Here is a 19,937-nt window from a genome sequence, read left to right on the forward strand (position 1 = left end):
GCTCGCAACACCTCGCAGGGAGAGTCGTACGCATGGACACCGACACCACGCCCGCAGCGCCCACCGGCGGCCCCGTGGACGCGGGGACGTACGACGTGCTGCGCCGCCGGCTCGGCGACCGGGCCGCCGAACTCGCGCGCCGCGCCGAGGAACTGAACGCGCGCCGCATCGAGGAGTTCGGCTCGACCGAGCTCCGGCTCACCGGCACCGAGCAGATCCGCACCGGCCACGCGGCCGTCCCCCGCGACCTGGTGGCCGTCGGCGGGCAGCTGCTGTTCGGCTTCGAGCGGGGCCCGGGAGCGGCGGACCCGGCCGAGCTCTCCGACGTACTCGCCCTGTACGGCCCGGAGTTGGGGTCGCCCGTCGCGGGCGGCCTGCTGGCCGACGAGGACTTCGTACGCGAGTTCACCGCGCTGCACCGCTACTACCGCGACGCCCGGCTGCTGCGGCTGCGCCTGGTGGACGGAAAGCTGCTCGCCGTCTTCCGTACCGGCGAGAGCGCGGACGGCATCCGGGTGCTGCGCTGGGCGCTCGCCCCGGACGGGTCGCCGGGCGCGTTCCTCGACGCGCGCGGCGACCGCGACCATGTCTTCCCGCCCTCCCACGACTTCACCTGGACCGCCGCCGGGCGCGAGTCGCACGTGCTGGGCCGGCACCCGCACATCGCGGTGGGCGGGGACGGCCCGGACAGCGCCGCGCTCTACGTCGACACGCTCGGCGGGACCCTCACCGTCAAGACGGTCAACGACACCGACACCCCGGACGGGATCTACCGGGAGCCGGTCGCCGAACCCCTCCAGTCGCTCGCCGACGCGGAGGTCGAGCACGCCACGACCGGGCCGCTGGTCCTGCTCCGCGTCCGCCCGTACAACGAGGAGTCCTGGCGGTACCTGGTCTTCAACTCGCTGCTCGGCACCGTGCTGCGGCTCGACGGCATCGGACCGGCCTGCCACCGGCTCCCGGAGGACCAGGGGATCATCTTCCCCGGCGGCTACTACCTCACCACCGGCACCGCCAAGACCTTCGACATCGCCGAGCCCCTCACCGGCCCGGTCTTCGAGGGCGCGGTCCGCTCCCCGAACGGCGAGGACGTCCTCTACGTCTTCCGCTCCCCCGACGACGGCCGCGCACTGCTGCTGCCCTACAACCTGATCCGGCAGGAGGTCGCCACCCCGCTCCAGGGCCGGGGCCACGCCCTGCTCGACGACGGCACCCTCGTCCTGCTGCGCACCACCGCCACCGGCGACGAACCGGCCAGGGTCCACCCCTTGCAGCGCTGGCGGACCCCGTACGTCTCCGACACCCACGCGGCCTCCCGCCCCGCCGGCACCGGCCCGCTGGCCCGGGTCGGCAACGCCGATCTGGTGCGCGGGATCTCCGACTGCCTGGCGCTCGCGCACAGCGCCGCCGAGACCACCCCGACCGCCGCCGTGTACGCGCAGCTGGTCGCGGACTGCACCCGGGCCACCGACCGCTACCACTGGCTCACCGACGCCGAACTCGGCGAACTCGCCGCCCCGTTGGCGGAACTGAAGGCCACCGCCGAGCAGGTCCTGACCGAGTTCGAGACCGTGCGGGAGCTGACCCGGCAGGCCGCCGAAGCGCTCGACGAGACAGCCGAACGGCTCACCGCGCTCGTCCGCCGCATCCGTGGCGAGGCCCCCCGCTCGGCCGCCGCCTGGGTGGACCAGCTCACCGAACTGCGCCGCGCCCACGGCCACTTGGCGACGCTGGCCGAGATGCGGTACGCGGACACCGAGCGGATCGCCGAACTCTCCACCGCGACCGCCGCCGACCTCGAATCGGCCGCACAGCGCGCCGTCGCCTTCCTCGGCCGGGACGACGCCTTCACCGGCTACCACGAGTCCATCGCCGCTCTGACCGCCGCCGCGTCCGAACTCGCCACCGTCGCGGACGCGGCGGCGCTCGGCGAGCGGCTGAACGGGATGACGGACGGACTGAGCACCGTCACGGACGTCGTCGCCGGTCTCGACATCGGGGACACGACTGTCCGCACCTCGATCCTGGAGCGGATCGCCGAGGTGCTCGGCGGGGTCAACCGGGCCCGCGCCACGCTCGAAGCCCGCCGCCGCGAACTCCTGGACCACGAGGGACGCGCCGAGTTCGCAGCCGAGTTCGCGCTGCTCGGGCAGGCCGTCACCGGGGCGATCGCCGCCGCGGGCACCCCGGACGCCTGTGATGATCAACTTTCCAAGTTGTTGCTCCAGCTGGAAAACCTGGAGTCGCGGTTCGCGGAGTTCGACGACTTCCTCGCCGAGCTGGCCGAGCGCCGCACGGAGGTGTACGAGGCGTTCTCGGCCCGCAAGCAGACCCTCCAGGACGCCCGCGCCCGGCGCGCCGAGCGGCTGGCCCAGTCGGCGGCCCGGGTCCTGGAGACGGTCTCCCGACGGCTGACCGCGCTGCCGGACCTGGACGCCGTGAACACCTTCCTGGCCTCCGACCCGATGGCTGCCAAGATCCGCCGCACCGCCGATGAGCTGCGCGAACTCGGCGATCCGGTGCGGGCCGAGGAGCTCGACGGGCAGCTGCTGGCCGCCCGCCAGGAGGCCGGGCGGGCGCTGCGCGACCGCAGTGAGCTGTACGCGGACGGCGGCGCCGTGATCCGGCTGGGCTGGCACCGGTTCGCGGTGAACACCCAGCCCTTCGACCTGACGCTCGTCCCGCACGGCGACCGCCTCGCCTTCGCGCTCACCGGCACGGACTACCGGGCGCCGGTCACCGACCCGGAGTTCGAGGCGACCCGCCCGTACTGGGAGCAGACCCTCCCCTCCGAGTCCCCGCGGGTCTACCGGGCCGAGCACCTGGCCGCCCGGCTCCTCGACGAGCGGGGCGCGGACACCCTCGCCGCCCTGACCCCAGCCGAACTCACTTCTCTGGTACGGGAGTCGGCCGCCGCCGCATACGACGAGGGCTATCAGCGCGGCGTCCACGACGAGGACGCCACCGCGATCCTCACCGCCCTGCTGCGGCTGCACGCCGGGGCCGGCCTGCTGCGCTGCCCGCCCGCCGTCCGGGCAACCGCTCAACTCTTCTGGGCATACGGCACGGACGAGACGCGGCGCACCTCATGGACCCGGCGGGCCCGCTCGCTGGCCCGCGCCCGCGAGACCTTCGGCCTCGCCCCGGCCGTCGACGCCCTTCAGGAGGAGTGGGCGGCCGTCATCGGCGGCGAGGCCGCGGCGGACACGCCCGAGGACCCGTCCGCCGTCGCCGCGTACCTCTTCGAGGAGCTGACGAGCGGCCCGGCCGGCTTCGTGACCAGCGCCGCCGTCCGCACGTTCCTGGACAAGTTCCGCCGTACAACGGGCACTTCGGCGTACGACGAGGATCTCGCCGCACTGGTCGACGACCTGCCGGCCCGCCGCCAGCTCGTCGAGGGCTGGCTCACCTCGTACGCCACCGCGAGCGGCACCGCGATCGACGCGGGCGATCTCGCGGAGGCCGTCGCCGTGGAGCTCTGCCCGGAGCCGGTGCTCGGCCGGTACGACTGCGAGGCCCCGCTGACCGCACGGGTGGAGGGCCTGCTCGGCACACACCCACGCGTCGAGAGGGGCGCACTGACCGTCCGGATCGACGAACTCCTCGCCCGTACGGCCGAGTTCCGTACCGCGATGGTCCCCGGCTTCCGCGCCTACCAGCGCCGGCGAACGGCACTGGTGAACACCGAACGGGCCCGGCTGCGGCTGGACGACCACCGGCCGCGCGTCATGTCGGCGTTCGTCCGCAACCGGCTGCTCGACGAGGTGTACCTGCCGCTGATCGGGGACAGCCTCGCCAAGCAGCTCGGCACCGCCGACGCCGACCGGCGCACCGACTCGCAGGGCCTGCTGCTGCTCGTGTCGCCGCCCGGCTACGGCAAGACGACGCTGATGGAGTACGTCGCCGACCGGCTCGGCCTGGTCCTCGTCAAGATCAGCGGCCCGAACCTCGGCCACGACGTGACCTCGCTCGACCCGGCCCAGGCCCGCACCGCGACCGCCCGCCAGGAGATCGAAAAGATCAACTTCGCGCTGGAGTCCGGCAACAACACGCTCCTCTACCTCGACGACATCCAGCACACCTCGCCCGAACTGCTCCAGAAGTTCATCCCGCTCTGCGACGCCACCCGCCGCATCGAGGGCGTGCGGGACGGCGAGCCGCGCAGCCACGACCTGCGGGGCAAGCGGTTCGCGGTGTGCATGGCGGGCAATCCGTACACGGAATCGGGCGAGCGGTTCCGGATCCCCGACATGCTCGCCAACCGGGCCGACGTGTGGAACCTCGGCGAGGTGCTGAGCGGCCGCGACGACGTCTTCGCGCTGAGCTTCGTCGAGAACGCGCTGACCGCCAACCCGGTGCTGGCACCGCTCGCCGGGCGCTCCCGCGACGACCTCGCCCTGTTCGTACGGCTCGCCTCCGGCGACAGCGCGGCGCGCGCGGACCGGCTGGAGCACCCGTACGCCCCCGCCGAGGTGGACCGGATCGTCGCGGTCCTGCGCCATCTGCTGACCGCACGCGACACCGTCCTGGCCGTGAACGCCGCGTACATCGCTTCGGCCGCGCAGACCGACGCGACGCGCACCGAGCCGCCGTTCCGGCTCCAGGGCTCGTACCGCAACATGAACAAGATCGCCGAGCGGATCGTGCCGGTGATGAACGACGCGGAGCTGTCCGACGTCATCGACGACCACTACACGGGCGAGGCCCAGACACTGACCACCGGCGCGGAGTCGAACCTGCTCAAGCTCGCCGCGCTGCGCGGCCGGCTCACCCCCGAACAGTCCGCGCGCTGGTCCGCGATCACCGCCTCCTACGTCCGCACCCAGGCCCTCGGCGGCCCGGACGGCGACCCGATGACCCGGGCCGTCGCCGCGCTGGGGCTGCTCGCGGACCGGATCGCGGCGGTCGAGACGGCGATCGTCCGGGTCGCGGACCCGCGCCATCTGCTCACCAACCCGCAGGCCCGCCACGCGGCGCCTTCGCCCGCCGGACCGACAGAAGATCACTGACCGCGCTCCCGGAGGAGAGGAACAAGGCATGCTGGGTCACGTGCCCCCACTTCCCCAGCAGCCCCAACGTTCCCCGTTCAGCGGACACATGGTCGTATGCGGCGACGACGCACTGGCCCGGCGCCTCGCCGTCGAACTGCGCTACGTGTACGGGGAGCGGGTAACCCTCCTGCTGCCGCCCGGCCGTGACGCCCGTCGCCCCGAACTCCCCCTCACCGGACGCGGGTTGGCGTCGGCACTGTTCGGCCGCATGTCCTCGGCGATGAACCGCAACGGCGGCAACGGCGGAGGCGGTGGGGCCGACGCGCTCGGGGACGACACCAACGCCGGGGTCGACCCGGTCCGCATCCTGGAGGCGGCGGAGCCCTCCGACGAGGCGTTCGACGAGGCGGGCGTCGCCTCGGCCGCCGCCCTGGCCCTGGTGTACGACGACGACGAGCGCAACATCCGCGCCGCGCTGACCGCCCGCCGCCTCAACCCCCGCCTCCGGCTGGTCATCCGGCTCTACAACCGCAAGCTGGGCCAGCACCTGGAGACGCTGCTCGACCAGGCCGCCGCCCTCGCCACCCCCGGCCTGGACCGGGCCGCCCTGGACGCCTCCACCACCGTCCTCTCCGACGCCGACACCGCCGCCCCCGCCCTCGCGGCCACCGTCCTCACCGGCTCCAGCAAGGTCATCCAGGCGGAGGGCCTGCTGCTGCGCGCCGCCGAACGCACCCCGCCCGAGGGCGGCCAGATCGCCGACCCCGGCCTGTGCACCCTCGCCCTGCTCTCCTCCACCACCCATGACCCGGCGGGCACCGAGGGCTCCGACAGCAGCGGCGACGAAGGCCCCCGGCTGCTGCCCGACGAACGACAGGTGGCCGCCGCGACCGGACGGGGCACGGTGGTCCTGGAGGCGGTCAGCCAGGCCGGCCCGCCCGGACCGCCGCCACGGATGGGAGGCCGGGGCGCACCACTCGGCCAGGTCTTCTCGCGACGGCTGCGCTGGTCGGCGCTCGGCGTCGGCCTGGCCGTGCTGGGCCTCGCCATCGCCTCCACGCTCACCACCGGCGACGACCCCCTGCACGCCACCTACCTCACCCTGCTCGACCTCTTCGCAATGGGCGACCCGGCGACCGGGGACCCGCTGGCCCGCCAGATCATCCAACTCCTCTCCGGCATAGCCGGGTTGATGCTGCTGCCGCTCCTCGTCGCGGGTGTCCTGGAGGCCTTCGGATCGCTCCGCACGGCCTCCTCGCTGCGCCGCCCGCCACGCGGCCTGTCCGGCCATGTGGTGCTGCTCGGCCTCGGCAAGATCGGTACCCGGGTACTCGTCCGGCTGCGTGAACTCGGCATACCGGTGGTGTGCGTGGAGGACGACCCGGACGCGCGCGGCATCCCGGTCGCCCGCCGGCTGCACGTACCGGTGGTCCTGGGCGATGTCACCCAGGAAGGCGTCCTGGAAGCGGCGAAGATCCAGCGCTCCCGCGCCCTCCTCGCCCTGACCAGCGCCGACACCACCAACCTGGAGGCGGCCCTCTACGCCCGTTCGGTCAAGCCGGACCTGCGGGTGGCACTGCGGCTGTACGACGACGAGTTCGCCACCGCCGTCTACCGCACCCTGCGCACCGCCCACCCCCAGGCCGTGACCCGCTCCCGCTCCGTCTCCCATCTGGCCGCCCCCGCCTTCGCGGTCGCCATGATGGGCCGCCAGATCCTGGGCGCGATCCCGGTCGAGCGCAAGGTGATGCTGTTCGCCGCGGTCGAGGTGGCGGGCCACCGGCAGCTGGAGGGCCACACGGTGGAGCAGGCGTTCCGGGCGGGCGCCTGGCGGGTCCTCGCCCTGGACGCCACCCCACCCGGCGACCGCCGCCCGGACCTGGCCCCGCTCTCCCCGGACAACCAGTCCGGCCTGGTCTGGGACCTGCACCCCGGGTACGTACTGCGCCCCGAGGACCGCGTGGTCATCGCCGCGACCCGCCGAGGCCTGGCCGAACTGCTACGGGGACGGCGCCGGGTGACCCCGGGGACGTGAGGCCCCCGCACGGCCTCACCGGAAGGCGACGGCGCCCCAGCCGGATGCGGGCAGGACAAATGCAACCCCATCCACGGGTTCCGGCGCCCGTGCCGCCTCATGTCCGTACAGCTGCTCGAACTCCTCGTTCGACATGATGACGGTGTGGTGCTGCGGCTCTCCTCCGGTGTCGTCGCCCACCGCCTGCGCGGAGGGCGCGAGGAGCAGAATGCCGCCGGCCGCGAGGCAGGCACCGGCAAGAAGAACGTGCCGCACAGGGAATCTCCAGGTCTCGTCGGAGCCAGGCACGTTATGCCGCCGCCCGGTCCTCGGCGGGGCGGCACACCACGGCCCGCCCGCCCTTCACCCGACCGTGCCGGCACAGGTCCGGCCGACGACCGAAATCCGCATGCCCTGCGCTCCCCTCCCCCCTACCCTGCCCCCATGGACACCGACGCCCCCGACCTCCTCAACGTGATCGACATCGAGGCGACCTGTTGGGACGGGCAACCGCCCCCGGGGGCGGTGAGCGAGATCATCGAGATCGGCCTGACAGTCGTCGACCTGCGCGCGGCCGAGAGGCTCGCCCGCCACCGGATCCTGGTCCGGCCCGCCCGGTCCACGGTCAGCGCCTTCTGCACCGAGCTGACCGGCCTCACCCAGGCCGAGGTGAACACAGGGGTGTCCTTCGCCGAGGCCTGCCGCCTGCTGGCCTCCGAGCACCGGTCGGGCACCCGGCCCTGGGCCAGCTGGGGCGACTACGACCGCAACCAGTTCACCCGCCAGTGCCGGGCCACCGGCACCCGGTACCCCTTCGGCCGCCGCCACACCAACGCCAAGCTCCCCTTCACCGCCGCCCACGGCCTGCGCAAACGCCCCGGCATGGCCCAGGCCCTGAAGGTGGCGGGCCTCCCCCTGGAGGGCCGCCACCACAGCGGCGCGGACGACGCCTGGAACATCGCGGCGCTGATCCTGGACGTGGCGGCCCGGGGCGCCTGGCCGGAGGCCACCGCTGACGGGCAGACGCACTACTGAAGCGCGCCGCCCATCACCCCCCGCACTTCCTCCAGCGTCGCCGTCGCGATCTCGTTGGCGCGCTCGTTCCCGGCGCGGAGCACCGACCGTACGTACCCCATGTCCCGCGCGTACTCCGCCCGCCGGGCCCGGATCGGCGCCATCCGGCTGTTGACGGCCTCGGTCACGGTCCGCTTGAGCGCGGCCGCACCGCCCCCGCTGATCTCCTCCGCCACGGCGTGCGGTTCCCGTCCCAGGCAGAGCGCCGCCAGCAGCACCAGCGAGGACACCCCGGGCCGGTTCTCCGGGTCGTACGTGATGTGCCGCTCGGCATCCGTCTTCGCACCCTTGATCAGCCGGGCGGTCTCGTCCGCGTCGGCGCCCAGCGCGATGGAGTTGCCCCGGCTCTTGCTCATCTTGGTGCCGTCGGTGCCGAGGAGGAGCGGCGCGTCGGAGAGCAGCGCCTCCGGTTCCGGGAAGACCGCCCCGTACCGCTCGTTGAAGCGCCGGGCGACGGTCCGCGTGACTTCGAGGTGCGGCAGCTGGTCCTGCCCGACCGGCACCAGGTTCCCCTTGCAGAACAGGATGTCGGCGGCCTGGTGCACGGGGTACGTGAACATCAGCCCGCTGACGGCCGACTGCCGGGAGTGCGCGATCTCGTCCTTTACCGTGGGATTGCGGTTCAGCTCGGCGACGGAGACCAGGCTCAGGAACGGCAGCATCAGCTGATTGAGCGCGGGCACGGCGCTGTGGTTGAAGACCGTCGAACGTGCCGGGTCGATCCCGACGGCCAGGTAGTCCAGCAGCATCCCTTCCATGTGCTCGCCGAGCCGGTCGGCGACGTCCCGGTCGGTGAGCACCTGGTAGTCGGCGATGATCACGAACACGTCCACCCCCAGCTCCTGGAGCCGGACGCGGTTGTGGAGGGTGCCGAAGTAGTGCCCGAGGTGCAGGGGCCCGGTGGGCCGGTCCCCGGTCATCACCCGGAACTTCTGCGGGGCCTGCCGGATCCGCGCCTCCAGCTCGGCGGTGCTTGCGGCGATTGCGGCTGAGGCTGTGGCTGTGGCTGTGCTCATCGGTCTTGTCTCCTCGCGAGTGCTGGTTGCGTGGAGGACGGCCCGCCGTGATCACCGGCATCCGCACCCGTACGAGGGCAGAGAAAAGGGCCGTCCATATCGAACGGCCCTGATTCCGTGCAGAGGGGAGGCGGCCGCTCCTAGAAGGAGCGCCACCAGTTTCGGCACAGTACGGAGGTCATGACCCGAGCGTAACCGAACCGAACTCCGCCCACACGACCTTTCCGGCTCCGCGCCGCGCCCCGTACCCCCAAAAGCCAGGGCAGGCGACCCGCCGGCTCCGGGCACATATCCATTATCCGGGCGCGGGGAGGCGCCTGTCACCGTTCTCCGGAATGATCTTTACGCCTGATATGCGCCTCTAGGGTTGCGGTCTAGAAGCACAACGGACCGACGTCTCAAGGGAGTCGAGAATGGCGCACGATGTTGCCGCGCTGGCTGCGGAACTCGCGGACATGGCTGCGGCCGATCACCAGTGCTCGATCCGCGCGAACAGCGACGACCCGGCCGAGCAGTTGGCATGGCGTCGGCTCACCGCACTGCACGGCGACCGGCTCGGCGAGATCATGCACGAGTACGGCTGGCCGACGGCGGAACTGGTCGGCGAGGAGGCCGCACGCGCGGCGTGGCTGATCGCTCAGCACGCCGACCGGCAGCTCGACGTCCAACGGCGCGCCCTCCGTTTGATGGAGCAGGCGGTGGCGGCAGGGTCGGCAGGTCCGCGCGAGCTGGCCTTTCTGCGCGACCGCACGCTGGTCAACGAGGGCCGCAAGCAGGTCTACGGCACTCAGATCGCCGGTGTGACGGGCGGGGCACCCGTTCCGTGGCCCTGCGAAGAGCCCGAGCGCATGGACGAACTCCGTGCAGAAGTCGGCATCGAGCCCTTCGACGAGTACGTCGCCAAGTTCGCGACGCCCTGACGCCCCGTCATCGGTGAATCGGTAGTGGCCATAGGAACTGGTTGGCGCTGTCTCCCCATCGCATCAGTGTGGCGGGTGGCGCAACGGGTGCCAACGCATCTGCATCCGGGACGATGGCGGTCACCCCGAGGCCGGAGCGGCGGAAAGGGGCGCTATACCTCCGGCCGCGGGGTCCTGCCACACCGTATTTCTCACCCTCGGCAGCGGGTACTGCTCGCGGAGACCTGGGCTACGGTCGAATCGATTCAGACAGCAGCGAACAAATGGCGAATGAGGACGGTGACCGCCGTGAGCCGCACCATGCAGGCCTACCGCATTCCTGAATGGGAACACCCCGCCGAAGTCGTCGAGGTTCCCGTACCGACACCGGGGCCGGGCCAGGTCCTGGTCAAGGTGGCCGGGTGCGGGCTGTGCCACTCCGACTTCACCATGCTGGCCATGCCCGCCGAGACCGGCCGCGCCATCGGCTGGAGCATGCCCTTCGCCCTCGGCCACGAGACCTCTGGCCACATCGCCGAACTCGGTCCCGGCGTCACCGGTTTCGCCCCCGGGGACGCGGTGGCACTGGTCTCTCCCGCCTCCTGCGGCACGTGCTCGTTCTGCGTCCGCGGCCAGGACAACAACTGCCCCGACGCAACCGCCGGGCGCGGCTTCGGCCGCGACGGCGGCCTCGCCGAATACGTCCTCGTCGAAGACCTGCGCGCGCTCCTGCCGCTGCACGGCCTCGACCCGCGCACCGCGGGCCCGCTCACCGACGCCGGAGCCACCTCCTACCACGCCGTGCGCCGCGCGGCGCCGCGCATCCGCCCTGGTGGTACCGCCGTCGTCATCGGCGCGGGCGGCCTCGGCGCATTCGCGGTGCAGTACCTTCGCCTGCTCACCGGCGCCAACGTGATCGCCGTCGACGCCGACGAGGCCCGTCTGAAGCTGGCCCGAGAGCTGGGTGCGCACAACACGCTGGTCGGCACCAACGAGCAGACCGCCGACCAGATCCGCGCGCTCACGGACGGGTACGGAGCCGACGCGGTGCTGGACTTCGTCGGTGTGGACGCCACCATCGCCACCGGCACCGCCGCCGTCCGTCCCGCAGGCGCGTACGGCCTCATCGGCGCCGCCATGGGCCGCCTCCAAGCCCCCTGGTACGGCGGACTGCCCCGAGACGGCGAAGTCTTCAACTTCCAGGGCAGCAGCATCGCCGATGTCCAGGAGGTGCTGACGCTCGCCGAGACCGGACGCATCCAGAACAACGTGGAACTCTTCCCCTTCGCCAAGGTCGAGGAAGCGTACAAGGCACTGCACGACGGCACCCTCCGCGGCCGCGCCGTCGTCACCTTCGACGCCTGAACCAGGCAGTGCAGTGCACGGGGCACGGGGCACGTAATCGTGTCGTCAAACCCGGCGCCGGGTCTTGTGCCCGGGGCCCAGTGGCGAAGCCGCGTCACCCGCGTGCGGGAACATGCGGCGCGAAGCGGTGAGCCCTCTCGGCCAGGGCATTTCAACTAGGCGACAGCCGCCGCGAGTTCCTCCGGCAGCCGTGGCGGAGCGCCCCGGATCCACACCACGCGCAGCGCCGAGGCGGAGATCCTCCAGCCGTCGGCCGTCCGGACCAGTTCGTTGTCGGCATGACCGGCGGAGATGAAGAGGCCGCCCGAGCCGTCCGCCAGGACGTGGGTGCTCAACTGGGCGCCCCGGGCGGTGGCCCGGTCCCCGTCGATCTCGATGACGGCATTGGTGCCCAGGTGCACCGTTCGGTCGAACAACGCCATTCCTCGCCGGATGTGCGCGAGCAGGGCGTCACGGCCGTGGACTGCGCCGATGGGCATCTCCGCGGTGACGTCCTCGGTGTGGAACGCCCGCGCCCACTCCTCGTCGAAGACGCCGTCGTCCAGGGAACGCAGGTAGCGGTCCATCAGGTCGGTGATCTCGGCCCGGTCGGTCAGGGCGCGCAACTGTCGCTGCATCTCTGTGGTGTTCATGAAAGAAGGCTCCTGCCTCAAGCACACTTGAGGTCAAGGCACTTGGCCCTGCGCGTCCTGTGCACAGAGACCAGGCACGTCGGAGCCGGGCGCGGCAAGACCGGGCTCGGCGGCGACCGCGGCCCGGAACGCGAAACCGTCAGGCGTTGCTCCACCCGCGCCGGCACAGGACGAGGCGGTACCCGTCCGGGTCCTCCACGGTGACACCCCACTCGTTCCAGTACGGATTCGGCGACGGGACCCGCTTTCCGCCGTGCGCCTCCAGGCGGTCCACCATCTCCTCCGGTACCGGACCGTCGAGGTAGAGGACGAGCAGGTCCTCGTCGGTGGGGCGGGGGTCGGCGGGGCGGTCGCCGCCGTGGACGAGTTCGAGATGCCAGGGGGCGTCCGGGTGGCCCAGCATCAGGAGGTCGTGCGTGCCGGGTTCCCGTTCCGCGTCGGCGCGGTACAGGACGTTCAGCCCGAGGCCGTCCGCCCAGAAGCGTTCGGCGGCGGCCAGGTCCCGGGACGGGCGGGCGATGCGGATGTGGGTCTGTCCGGTGAACGGCACGGCGGGGCTCCTGCCTGGCGGCGGCACGCCCTGCGCGTGCCCGGCCCGCAGCGTAGGCGGACGGGGGCCGGGCGGCATCGGTCCCGGGGCGGGCCGCGCCTCCTTCGGCTGTCCTACATCGGTCCGTCCCGCGGTGCGCCGCGCCTCTGCCCACCGTCCTGCAACTGCCCCAGCACCTCGTCGAACGCCTTGCTCCAGCCCGTCTCCGGGCCCCAGTTGTCCTCCGCCCTCGACAGGAGCAGGACCCTGGCTGGTACACCGGCCGCCGCGTAGGCGGCGAGCTTGTGGTGGCCGTCCAGGACCGCGGCCGCCAGGAAGCGTTCGGGGTACTCGGCCTGCACGTAGACGTCCTCCACCCAGGCGAGGGCCAGGGCGGCGGGGCGGCGGCCTGCCGTGATGGCCGAGGCGTACCGGGTCACCGTGGCCGCGTCGAGTGCGTCCAGGGGCTGGGACGGGAGCAGTGCGCCGTACGTCGGGGTCTCGCCGGGGACGGGGTCGCGCAGCTGGAAGTGGGCGGTGCCCGGCCAGTCGTCGTCGAGGGGGGCCTCCGTGGCGTACGGCTCGGCGTCCTCGCGCAGTTCGCGGCGCCGGACCCACCACGACGCCGCCGGGTCGGTCACCCGCTCCAGGGCGAGGTCGGTCAGGTGGGCGCGGTAGTGGCCGGTCGGGAGCTCCGCGATGAGGGGGGCGGCCGCGTCGAGGACGCCGGAGCCCAGGCCGTCCACGTCGGCGAGTGCGGTGCGCAGGCGGTCCGCGCCCTCCCGGGCCGTCCGGGGCGGCCAGCCGAGGAGGGTCATCGTCGTCTCGCACGTACCGCAGTCCGAGCCGACGTGATAGACACGCTCGCCGTCGATCCGGAGGGACTTGTCCCAGCGGGGCCAGGACGTACCGGGCGCGGGCGGGTCGTAGTCGATACGGATCCTGCCCCGACCGTCCTCGACGGTGAAGCGCGCGTGGCGCGGGGAGTCGAGCGCGAACGGGCCGACCGACGGCGGGACCGGGCTGTCCGGCCGGCGCTCGGACCAGATGCCGTGCAACAGCCTGCCGTGGTCGCCGTCAGGAGGATCCAGGGGGAGCAGCGGGTGCCGGCCGGTCAGGGCGACCAGGGCGTGGTGCACGTCGCCCGCGGGCTCCCGGTTCGTCTCCAGCTCCCGCAGGAGGTGGGGTATCGCGGCCGGGTCGTCCAGCAGTTCCAGGGCCACGACGAAGGCGCCGTGCCGCAGTCCGGTCAGGCCGGGGAGCCGTTCCGCGACCGGCACCGTCCACTCCCGGGCGTCGAGCCGCCCCAGCGCCATGGCCGCGCGCCCGCTCAGGCGCTCGTGGTCCAGCAGCCCGCCGAGGAACGGTGCGAAGCCCGCGTCCTCGGACAGCCCCATCGCGTCCACCAGCGGTTCCACCGCGCCGAGCTCCTCGGCGAGCCGGTGCAGCTCGGCCGCCGGAATACGCAGCCTGCGCTGCACCGCCGTGCCCAGCAGCTCCTTCGCGCCGTCGCCGCCGCTCTCGGCCAGCAGGCGCAGCAACACCGGGACGGCCGGTTCGCCGAGGGCCCCCAGCAGCCAGGTGAGGTGGTGCCGCTCGGCCGGTGCCGCCCGGCCGTAGCGGGCCCCGATCGCGTCGGGCAGGCCCGCCGGGGCGTCCTCGGCCAGTGCGAACAGCGCGCTCCAGATGTCGTCCGCCGCGAGCACCGCCTCCAGGCGCGCCGGTGCCGTGCTGTCCGTGCCGTCCACGCCGTCCACGCCGTCCACGCCGCCCATGTTCCCCGCCCCCACCCCTGCCCCGCTCACTTCACTTCACTACTTCTTCGCGTGCTCGCCGACGTAGAACAGGATCCAGATGAAGCCCGCGAAGAGGTGCGTGGCGAATGCGTAGACGAAGACGCGCAGGGCCACGCCGCGCTCCTTCCAGCGCTCGCTCTCGCCGCCGCTCCCGCTCACAGTCCCGCTCTCCGTCCGGGCACGGTCCGTGCCTGGTCCGCGCGCCGCGTCCAGGGTACGCACCGGTCCGGAGCTCCTTCGGGGAGCGCGGAATAGGTCAGGGGGGTGCTCCGTTGTAGGGTGTGTTCACATAGTTCAACGTTCAACAAATCTAGTTCTGGAGGCGGGCGCCATGCAGTTCGGGATCTTCACCGTCGGAGACGTCACCACCGACCCCACGACCGGCCGGACGCCGAGCGAGAACGAGCGGATCAAGGCGACCCTCGCCATCGCGCAGAAGGCGGAAGAGGTCGGCCTGGACGTCTTCGCGACCGGCGAGCACCACAACCCGCCGTTCGTCCCGTCCTCGCCGACGACCACGCTCGGCTACATCGCCGCCCGCACCGAGAACCTGATCCTGTCCACGTCCACGACGCTGATCACCACCAACGACCCGGTGAAGATCGCCGAGGACTACGCGACGCTCCAGCACCTCGCGGACGGCCGCGTCGACCTGATGATGGGCCGCGGCAACACCGGTCCGGTCTACCCGTGGTTCGGCAAGGACATCCGGCAGGGCATCCCGCTCGCCATCGAGAACTACGCCCTGCTGCACAAGCTGTGGCGCGAGGACGTCGTCGACTGGGAGGGCAAGTTCCGTACGCCGCTGCAGTCCTTCACCGCGACCCCGCGCCCGCTGGACGGCGTCCCGCCGTTCGTCTGGCACGGCTCGATCCGCTCGCCGGAGATCGCCGAGCAGGCCGCGTACTACGGCGACGGCTTCTTCCACAACAACATCTTCTGGCCCATCGAGCACACCGCGAAGATGGTGAACCTGTACCGGCAGCGGTACGCGCACTACGGGCACGGCACCGCCGAGCAGGCCATCGTCGGCCTCGGCGGCCAGGTGTTCATGCGGAAGAACTCGCAGGACGCGGTACGGGAGTTCCGCCCGTACTTCGACAACGCGCCGGTCTACGGGCACGGACCCTCGATGGAGGACTTCACCCGGCAGACCCCGCTGACCGTCGGCTCCCCGCAGGAGGTCATCGAGCGGACCCTGTCCTTCCGGGACGCCGTCGGTGACTACCAGCGCCAGCTGTTCCTGATGGACCACGCGGGGCTGCCGCTGAAGACGGTCCTGGAGCAGCTCGACATCCTCGGCGAGGAGGTCGTCCCGGTGCTGCGCAAGGAGTTCGCCGCGCTGCGCCCGGCCGGGGTCCCGGACTCCGCGCCCGTCCACCCGGCCGTCGCCGCCCGCACCGCCGATGCCGCCAGTTCTGCCACTGCCGCCACTGCCGCCACGAAGGAGGCCTGACCGCCGTGTCCAACACGTCCAACGTCTTCGCCACCGAGCCCCTGCGCATCGTCGCCGTATCGGCCGGGCTGAGCAGCCCGTCCTCGACCCGGCTGCTGGCCGAGCGGCTGGCCGGCGCCGCCCGTGAGCGGCTGCTGACCGAGCAGGACCGCACGGTCGAGGTCCGGGTGATCGAACTGCGCGACCTGGCCGTCGACATCGCCAACCACCTGGTCACCGGCTTCCCGCCGGCCGCCCTGGACGAGGCGGTCAAGGAGGTGACGGAGGCGGACGGACTGATCGCCGTCTCGCCCGTGTTCACCGCCTCGTACAGCGGGCTGTTCAAGTCGTTCTTCGACCTGATCGACAACACGGCGCTGACCGGCAAGCCGGTCGTCATAGCGGCGACCGGCGGCACCGCCCGCCACTCGCTGGTCCTGGAACACGCGATGCGCCCGCTCTTCGCCTACCTGCGGGCCACCGTCGTACCGACGTCCGTGTACGCGGCGTCGGAGGACTGGGGCTCGTCCGGCGACGAGTACACCGACGGGCTGCCGTCCCGCATCCGGCGGGCGGGCGGCGAGCTCGCGGCCATGATCACGGGCGGCCGGGCGGCGTCCGGGGCGCGGCGGACCCTCGGGCTGGACGACGAGGTCGTGCCGTTCGAGCAGCAGCTCGCCGACCTCCGCCTGGACTGAGGCCCCACCTCCTGCGTCCCTGTCCGGTTTGATTAGAGTTGGCACGAAAGATGCGCCGTGCGGGGTTTCCGGTACGTACGGCGCCTCTGCGCACTGAGCCGAACCGAGCTGGAGGCAGGGATGGGCAGGATCGTGGTGGGCGTGGACGGCTCCGAGTCGTCGGTCAAGGCGCTGCACTGGGCCGTACGCCAGGCGGAGCTGACCGGCGACACGGTGGAGGCGGTCAACAGCTGGGAGTACCCCGCGACGAGCTGGGCGTCGATGATGCCCGGCATGCCGGAGGACTTCGACCCGCAGGCCGTGGCGACCGTGGCCCTCAACGAGACACTGGAGGAGGCCCTGGGCGCCGAGGGCGCGGCGGCGGTCAGCAAGATCGTGGTGATCGGCAACCCGGCCCAGTCCCTGCTGGACCGCGCCAAGGGCGCGAACCTGCTGGTCGTCGGGGCGCGCGGCTACAGCGGCTTCAAGGCGACCCTGCTCGGCTCGGTCAGCCTCCATGTCACCCAGCACGCACCGTGCCCGGTGACGGTCGTACGCGACGCGTGACCGTCGTACGTGACGCGTGACCGTCTCCGGTCGGGCGTGAGAACGCGAAAGGGCGGGCCCGCACGAACGTGTGCGGGCCCGCCCTCGTGTCCGTACGGGACCGTACGGACTCACGTCTTCTCGTGCGTGTAGTAGATGTAGAAGGTGCTGATGAACATCCCGAGGCCGACCGACAGCCCCAGCGCCGCGGACCGCAGCACGCTCGAATCGGTCAGTCCGACCAGCAGGCCGATCGCCGCCGCGGTCAGCGCGCCGTAGGCCGCCGCCCGCACCAGGGGCAGCATGGTGTGCTGGATCCGGCCCAGCACGAAGCACAGGGCGGCGAGCGCCACCGCGGTGATCAGGCCGTACCAGAACTGCCGGCCGGCACTCGCGCCGTTGTTGCGGAGGATGAACGAGGCGTAGAGGCCGTACGCCGCGCCCAGCGTGACGGGAACGGCCCAGGAGCTCCTGCTGTGCCCGCGTGCGTGTGACCTCGGCCGGGTCCGTCCGCCGGCCGGCATTGCCGCGTGTGTGGACATGCGGGGGTCTCCTTCCGTGGCTCCTTTTCCTTCCAGGGCACACCCGGCCGCGCCACCCGGCAACTCGGATGGCGTACGGCCCGGGGCGCGCCGCCCCGGCACGGGATTCCCTGGACGGGTGCGGACGTATCTCTCGGCGGCTCTCTCGGTGGTACTGGTGGTGCTGCTCGCCGTCCTGGTACCGGTCGCCGCGCTGTCCGCCTGGGTGGACCTGGAGATCGACAACACGGACCGCTACGTCGACGCGGTGGCCCCGCTCGCCTCCGACCCCGATGTGCAGAGCACCGTCACCGACCTCATCACCGACGGGGCGATGAAACAGATCGACGCCGGGCCGCTCCAGGACACCGTGCGGGAGTTCCTGCGCCAGGCGGTGCTGTCCTTCACCACCACCGACGCCTTCCAGGACGCCTGGAACGCCGCCAACCGCACCGCCCACGAGGCCGTCACCGCCGCCCTGAACGGCAACACCGGCGAGGCCGTGACCATCGATCTGGCCCCCGTGACCGAGCGGGTCAAGCAGAACCTGGAGGAGAACGGGGTGCCGTTCGCCGACCGGATCCCGGTCCAGCACACCGACATCACGCTCATCTCCGCCGACCGCGCCGACCAACTGCGCCAGACCTTCCGTCTGCTGCGGACCGGCAGCATCTGGCCTGCCGTGGCCACGCTCGTGGTCGCCGTCCTGGCCGTGGCCGTGGCCTGGCTGCGCGGCGGCGGACCGGGGCACAGGCGCTCCTGGCCCGCCGCGCTCTCGGCCACCGCCGTGGCAGGGCTCGGCTTCGCGCTCGGGGCGCTGGTACTGCGCGCGGTGCTCGCGTACACCCGCGACCGGGTGCTGTCCGAGTTGCCGGACAGCGAGACGGAGGGGGCGGCGGCGGCGGTGTACGACGCGCTGACGGGCTCGCTGCGCACGACGGTGTGGGCGGTGTTCGCCGTGGGACTGGCGGTGGCCCTGTGCACGGGGCTGGTGCGGGGGTGGGTGCGGATGCGGGGACGGGAGCGGGTGGGCCGGGGCGAGGTGGGACGGCCGGGAAAGCTGGGGCGGCCGGGTCCGGAATGACCCGGTCCGCGGGGCTCCGCGGGGTCTTTTCCGCTCGACATGCGGCGGCGGGCGGGCCGGGGAAGAGTGGTTCTCGTGACTGCCGGATCGGGGGCGACTGAGAGGTCTTCCGCATGCGAGCCATAGCCGTCGGCGCGTTCCGGGCCGACCCCGCACTGGTGGAGATGCCCAAGCCCGAACCGGAGGCCGGAGAGGTACGGGTCAGGATCGAGTACGCCGCACTCAACCCGTCCGACTGGCAGGCCGCGCAGGGCTCCCCGGACGACGGACCGGCACCGCGCGTGTTCCCGGTGGTCGTCGGGGTGGACTTCGCGGGCCGGGTCGACATGATCGGCAGCGGCGAGAACCGGTTCCGGGTCGGCGACCAGGTCTTCGGCCGGGTCGCCCGGCCGAACGCGGCGGGCAGCGGCACGTACTGCGACTACGTGTCCGTGCCTCAGGACTCCGCCATCACCGTCGTACCGCCCGGCCTCCCCCTGCGGGCCGCGGCCGCGCTTCCCTCCGCCGGGATGGCGGCCGCCCAGATCCTGGAGATCGCGGTGTTCCGGGGCCACGAGACCCTGCTGGTCATCGGTGCGGCGGGCGGCGTCGGCAGCTATCTGACCCAGCTCGCCTCCGCCCGCGACATACGGGTGATCGCCGCCGTGCGCGGCGACGAGCACACCCGGATGACGGGGCTGGGCGCCGCCGTCACGATCGACATCACCGACCGGCCGCTGGAGGCGGCGGTACGGGAGAACTGCCCGGACGGTGTCGACGCACTGGTCGACCTGGTCTCCACCACCCCCGATTCCTTCGCCGGACACGCCGCCCTGGTACGCGGCGGCGGCATCGCCCTCACCACGCGCGGCATCGCCTCCGGGGCCGCCCTGCCCCCCGGCGTGACCGGTATCGACTTCCGGCTCGAACCCACCCCGGTCCTGCTCGACGTCCTGGCCGCGGGCGCCGCCGAAGGCGTACTGCGGGTGCCCGTCGACATCGAGCTCCCCCTGGAGAAGGCCCCGCAGGCCCTCAACCGGAACCGGACGGGCGGCGCACGCGGCAAGACCGTCATCGTGCTCTGACCCCCTGCGCCCCCTCTCCCCCCGCCACGAAGGAGACGTCATGGACGACCGGGAACACGACATCATCGACGAGATCGGCGGACTCATCTCCGAGGAACGGAGCCTGCGCGACCGCTCCACCCGCGAAATGGGCCTCAGCGAGGAAGAGAAAGCACGGCTGCGTACCGTTGAAGTACGGCTCGACCAGTGCTGGGATCTGATGCGACAGCGCCGGGCGCTGAGCGAGTACGGCGAAGATCCGTCCGAGGCGCGGGTCCGGCCCGCCGACGAGGTCGAGGGCTACCGGAGCTGAAC

At 72.4% G+C, this 19,937-nt stretch carries 18 protein-coding genes; 11 read left to right on the plus strand and 7 right to left on the minus strand.

Annotated features, from left to right (window positions below; all coding sequences use genetic code 11):
* Nucleotides 1-32 precede the first annotated feature (32 nt).
* Entirely contained in the window at nt 33-5,009 is a 4,977-nt protein-coding gene (locus ACFYY7_RS16820; RefSeq protein ID WP_388662193.1) for a DNA repair ATPase, read from the plus strand.
* Between the two features lie 28 nt (nt 5,010-5,037).
* Nucleotides 5,038-7,026: a potassium channel family protein gene (locus ACFYY7_RS16825; protein WP_388662195.1), complete on the plus strand. Its 1,989-nt coding sequence runs from the start codon at nt 5,038-5,040 to the stop codon at nt 7,024-7,026.
* Nucleotides 7,027-7,041: 15 nt separating this feature from the next.
* Here the strand turns inward: ACFYY7_RS16825 and ACFYY7_RS16830 are convergent, their stop codons facing one another.
* On the minus strand, nt 7,042-7,281 hold the full coding sequence (locus ACFYY7_RS16830) for a hypothetical protein (protein ID WP_388662197.1): 240 nt from the start codon (nt 7,279-7,281) through the stop codon (nt 7,042-7,044).
* 168 nt (nt 7,282-7,449) lie between these two features.
* Here ACFYY7_RS16830 and ACFYY7_RS16835 point away from each other — a divergent pair, with 168 nt between their 5' ends.
* On the plus strand, nt 7,450-8,040 hold the full coding sequence (locus ACFYY7_RS16835) for an exonuclease domain-containing protein (protein WP_388662199.1): 591 nt from the start codon (nt 7,450-7,452) through the stop codon (nt 8,038-8,040).
* Here ACFYY7_RS16835 and trpS read toward each other — a convergent pair.
* Entirely contained in the window at nt 8,034-9,095 is a 1,062-nt protein-coding gene (gene trpS / locus ACFYY7_RS16840) for a tryptophan--tRNA ligase (RefSeq protein ID WP_388662201.1), read from the minus strand. The two genes, ACFYY7_RS16835 and trpS, sit on opposite strands and share 7 nt — an antisense overlap.
* A 413-nt stretch (nt 9,096-9,508) precedes the next feature.
* On the opposite strand from trpS, the gene ACFYY7_RS16845 reads away from it, so the two are divergent.
* Nucleotides 9,509-10,015, plus strand: a complete 507-nt coding sequence (locus tag ACFYY7_RS16845; RefSeq protein WP_388662203.1) for a DUF6624 domain-containing protein — start codon at nt 9,509-9,511, stop codon at nt 10,013-10,015.
* A gap of 288 nt (nt 10,016-10,303) precedes the next feature.
* The gene (locus ACFYY7_RS16850; protein WP_388662205.1) at nt 10,304-11,359 is read left to right on the plus strand and encodes an NAD(P)-dependent alcohol dehydrogenase; all 1,056 of its coding nucleotides are present in this window, start codon (nt 10,304-10,306) and stop codon (nt 11,357-11,359) included.
* A 155-nt stretch (nt 11,360-11,514) separates the two neighbouring features.
* Here the strand turns inward: ACFYY7_RS16850 and ACFYY7_RS16855 are convergent, their stop codons facing one another.
* From ACFYY7_RS16855 to ACFYY7_RS16870, 4 genes are all read right to left on the minus strand, one after another.
* Entirely contained in the window at nt 11,515-11,991 is a 477-nt protein-coding gene (locus ACFYY7_RS16855) for a nuclear transport factor 2 family protein (protein WP_388662207.1), read from the minus strand.
* Between the two features lie 139 nt (nt 11,992-12,130).
* Nucleotides 12,131-12,541: a VOC family protein gene (locus ACFYY7_RS16860; protein ID WP_388662209.1), complete on the minus strand. Its 411-nt coding sequence runs from the start codon at nt 12,539-12,541 to the stop codon at nt 12,131-12,133.
* A 113-nt stretch (nt 12,542-12,654) separates the two neighbouring features.
* Entirely contained in the window at nt 12,655-14,325 is a 1,671-nt protein-coding gene (locus ACFYY7_RS16865) for a hypothetical protein (protein ID WP_388662211.1), read from the minus strand.
* Nucleotides 14,326-14,334: 9 nt separating this feature from the next.
* A complete protein-coding gene (locus ACFYY7_RS16870) occupies nt 14,335-14,475 on the minus strand; it encodes a DUF6126 family protein (RefSeq protein WP_388662658.1) in 141 nt (46 codons plus the stop codon).
* A 172-nt stretch (nt 14,476-14,647) separates the two neighbouring features.
* On the opposite strand from ACFYY7_RS16870, the gene ACFYY7_RS16875 reads away from it, so the two are divergent.
* From ACFYY7_RS16875 to ACFYY7_RS16885, 3 genes are all read left to right on the plus strand, one after another.
* Complete coding sequence (locus ACFYY7_RS16875; protein ID WP_388662213.1) at nt 14,648-15,772, plus strand: LLM class flavin-dependent oxidoreductase; 1,125 nt, start codon at nt 14,648-14,650, stop codon at nt 15,770-15,772.
* Between the two features lie 5 nt (nt 15,773-15,777).
* Entirely contained in the window at nt 15,778-16,449 is a 672-nt protein-coding gene (locus tag ACFYY7_RS16880; protein ID WP_388662215.1) for an FMN reductase, read from the plus strand.
* 120 nt (nt 16,450-16,569) lie between these two features.
* Nucleotides 16,570-16,995 carry a universal stress protein gene (locus ACFYY7_RS16885; protein ID WP_266731481.1) on the plus strand — a complete coding sequence of 142 codons (426 nt, stop codon included), beginning with the start codon at nt 16,570-16,572 and terminating at the stop codon, nt 16,993-16,995.
* A 110-nt stretch (nt 16,996-17,105) separates the two neighbouring features.
* On the opposite strand, the gene ACFYY7_RS16890 is transcribed toward ACFYY7_RS16885, so the two are convergent.
* Nucleotides 17,106-17,516, minus strand: coding sequence for a hypothetical protein (locus tag ACFYY7_RS16890; RefSeq protein ID WP_388662217.1), 411 nt, complete (start codon nt 17,514-17,516; stop codon nt 17,106-17,108).
* A 118-nt stretch (nt 17,517-17,634) separates the two neighbouring features.
* On the opposite strand from ACFYY7_RS16890, the gene ACFYY7_RS16895 reads away from it, so the two are divergent.
* From ACFYY7_RS16895 to ACFYY7_RS16905, 3 genes are all read left to right on the plus strand, one after another.
* Complete coding sequence (locus ACFYY7_RS16895; RefSeq protein ID WP_388662219.1) at nt 17,635-18,579, plus strand: hypothetical protein; 945 nt, start codon at nt 17,635-17,637, stop codon at nt 18,577-18,579.
* Between the two features lie 113 nt (nt 18,580-18,692).
* The gene (locus ACFYY7_RS16900; RefSeq protein WP_388662221.1) at nt 18,693-19,643 is read left to right on the plus strand and encodes an NADP-dependent oxidoreductase; all 951 of its coding nucleotides are present in this window, start codon (nt 18,693-18,695) and stop codon (nt 19,641-19,643) included.
* 40 nt (nt 19,644-19,683) lie between these two features.
* On the plus strand, nt 19,684-19,935 hold the full coding sequence (locus ACFYY7_RS16905; protein ID WP_266731475.1) for a DUF2630 family protein: 252 nt from the start codon (nt 19,684-19,686) through the stop codon (nt 19,933-19,935).
* Nucleotides 19,936-19,937: the final 2 nt, after the last annotated feature.

The sequence above is a fragment of the Streptomyces sp. NPDC001933 genome, assembly GCF_042890955.1.
In the GTDB taxonomy this organism is placed as follows: domain Bacteria; phylum Actinomycetota; class Actinomycetes; order Streptomycetales; family Streptomycetaceae; genus Streptomyces.

What these genes read in the sequence shown, in the direction of transcription:
- ACFYY7_RS16820 (WP_388662193.1), top strand. Translation starts at nt 33, where the DNA reads ATGGACACCGACACCACGCCCGCAGCGCCCACCGGCGGCCCCGTGGAC.
- ACFYY7_RS16825 (WP_388662195.1), top strand. Translation starts at nt 5,038, where the DNA reads ATGCTGGGTCACGTGCCCCCACTTCCCCAGCAGCCCCAACGTTCCCCG.
- ACFYY7_RS16835 (WP_388662199.1), top strand. Translation starts at nt 7,450, where the DNA reads ATGGACACCGACGCCCCCGACCTCCTCAACGTGATCGACATCGAGGCG.
- trpS (WP_388662201.1), bottom strand. Translation starts at nt 9,095, where the DNA reads ATGAGCACAGCCACAGCCACAGCCTCAGCCGCAATCGCCGCAAGCACC.
- ACFYY7_RS16845 (WP_388662203.1), top strand. Translation starts at nt 9,509, where the DNA reads ATGGCGCACGATGTTGCCGCGCTGGCTGCGGAACTCGCGGACATGGCT.
- ACFYY7_RS16855 (WP_388662207.1), bottom strand. Translation starts at nt 11,991, where the DNA reads ATGAACACCACAGAGATGCAGCGACAGTTGCGCGCCCTGACCGACCGG.
- ACFYY7_RS16875 (WP_388662213.1), top strand. Translation starts at nt 14,648, where the DNA reads ATGCAGTTCGGGATCTTCACCGTCGGAGACGTCACCACCGACCCCACG.
- ACFYY7_RS16885 (WP_266731481.1), top strand. Translation starts at nt 16,570, where the DNA reads ATGGGCAGGATCGTGGTGGGCGTGGACGGCTCCGAGTCGTCGGTCAAG.
- ACFYY7_RS16890 (WP_388662217.1), bottom strand. Translation starts at nt 17,516, where the DNA reads ATGTCCACACACGCGGCAATGCCGGCCGGCGGACGGACCCGGCCGAGG.
- ACFYY7_RS16900 (WP_388662221.1), top strand. Translation starts at nt 18,693, where the DNA reads ATGCGAGCCATAGCCGTCGGCGCGTTCCGGGCCGACCCCGCACTGGTG.
- ACFYY7_RS16905 (WP_266731475.1), top strand. Translation starts at nt 19,684, where the DNA reads ATGGACGACCGGGAACACGACATCATCGACGAGATCGGCGGACTCATC.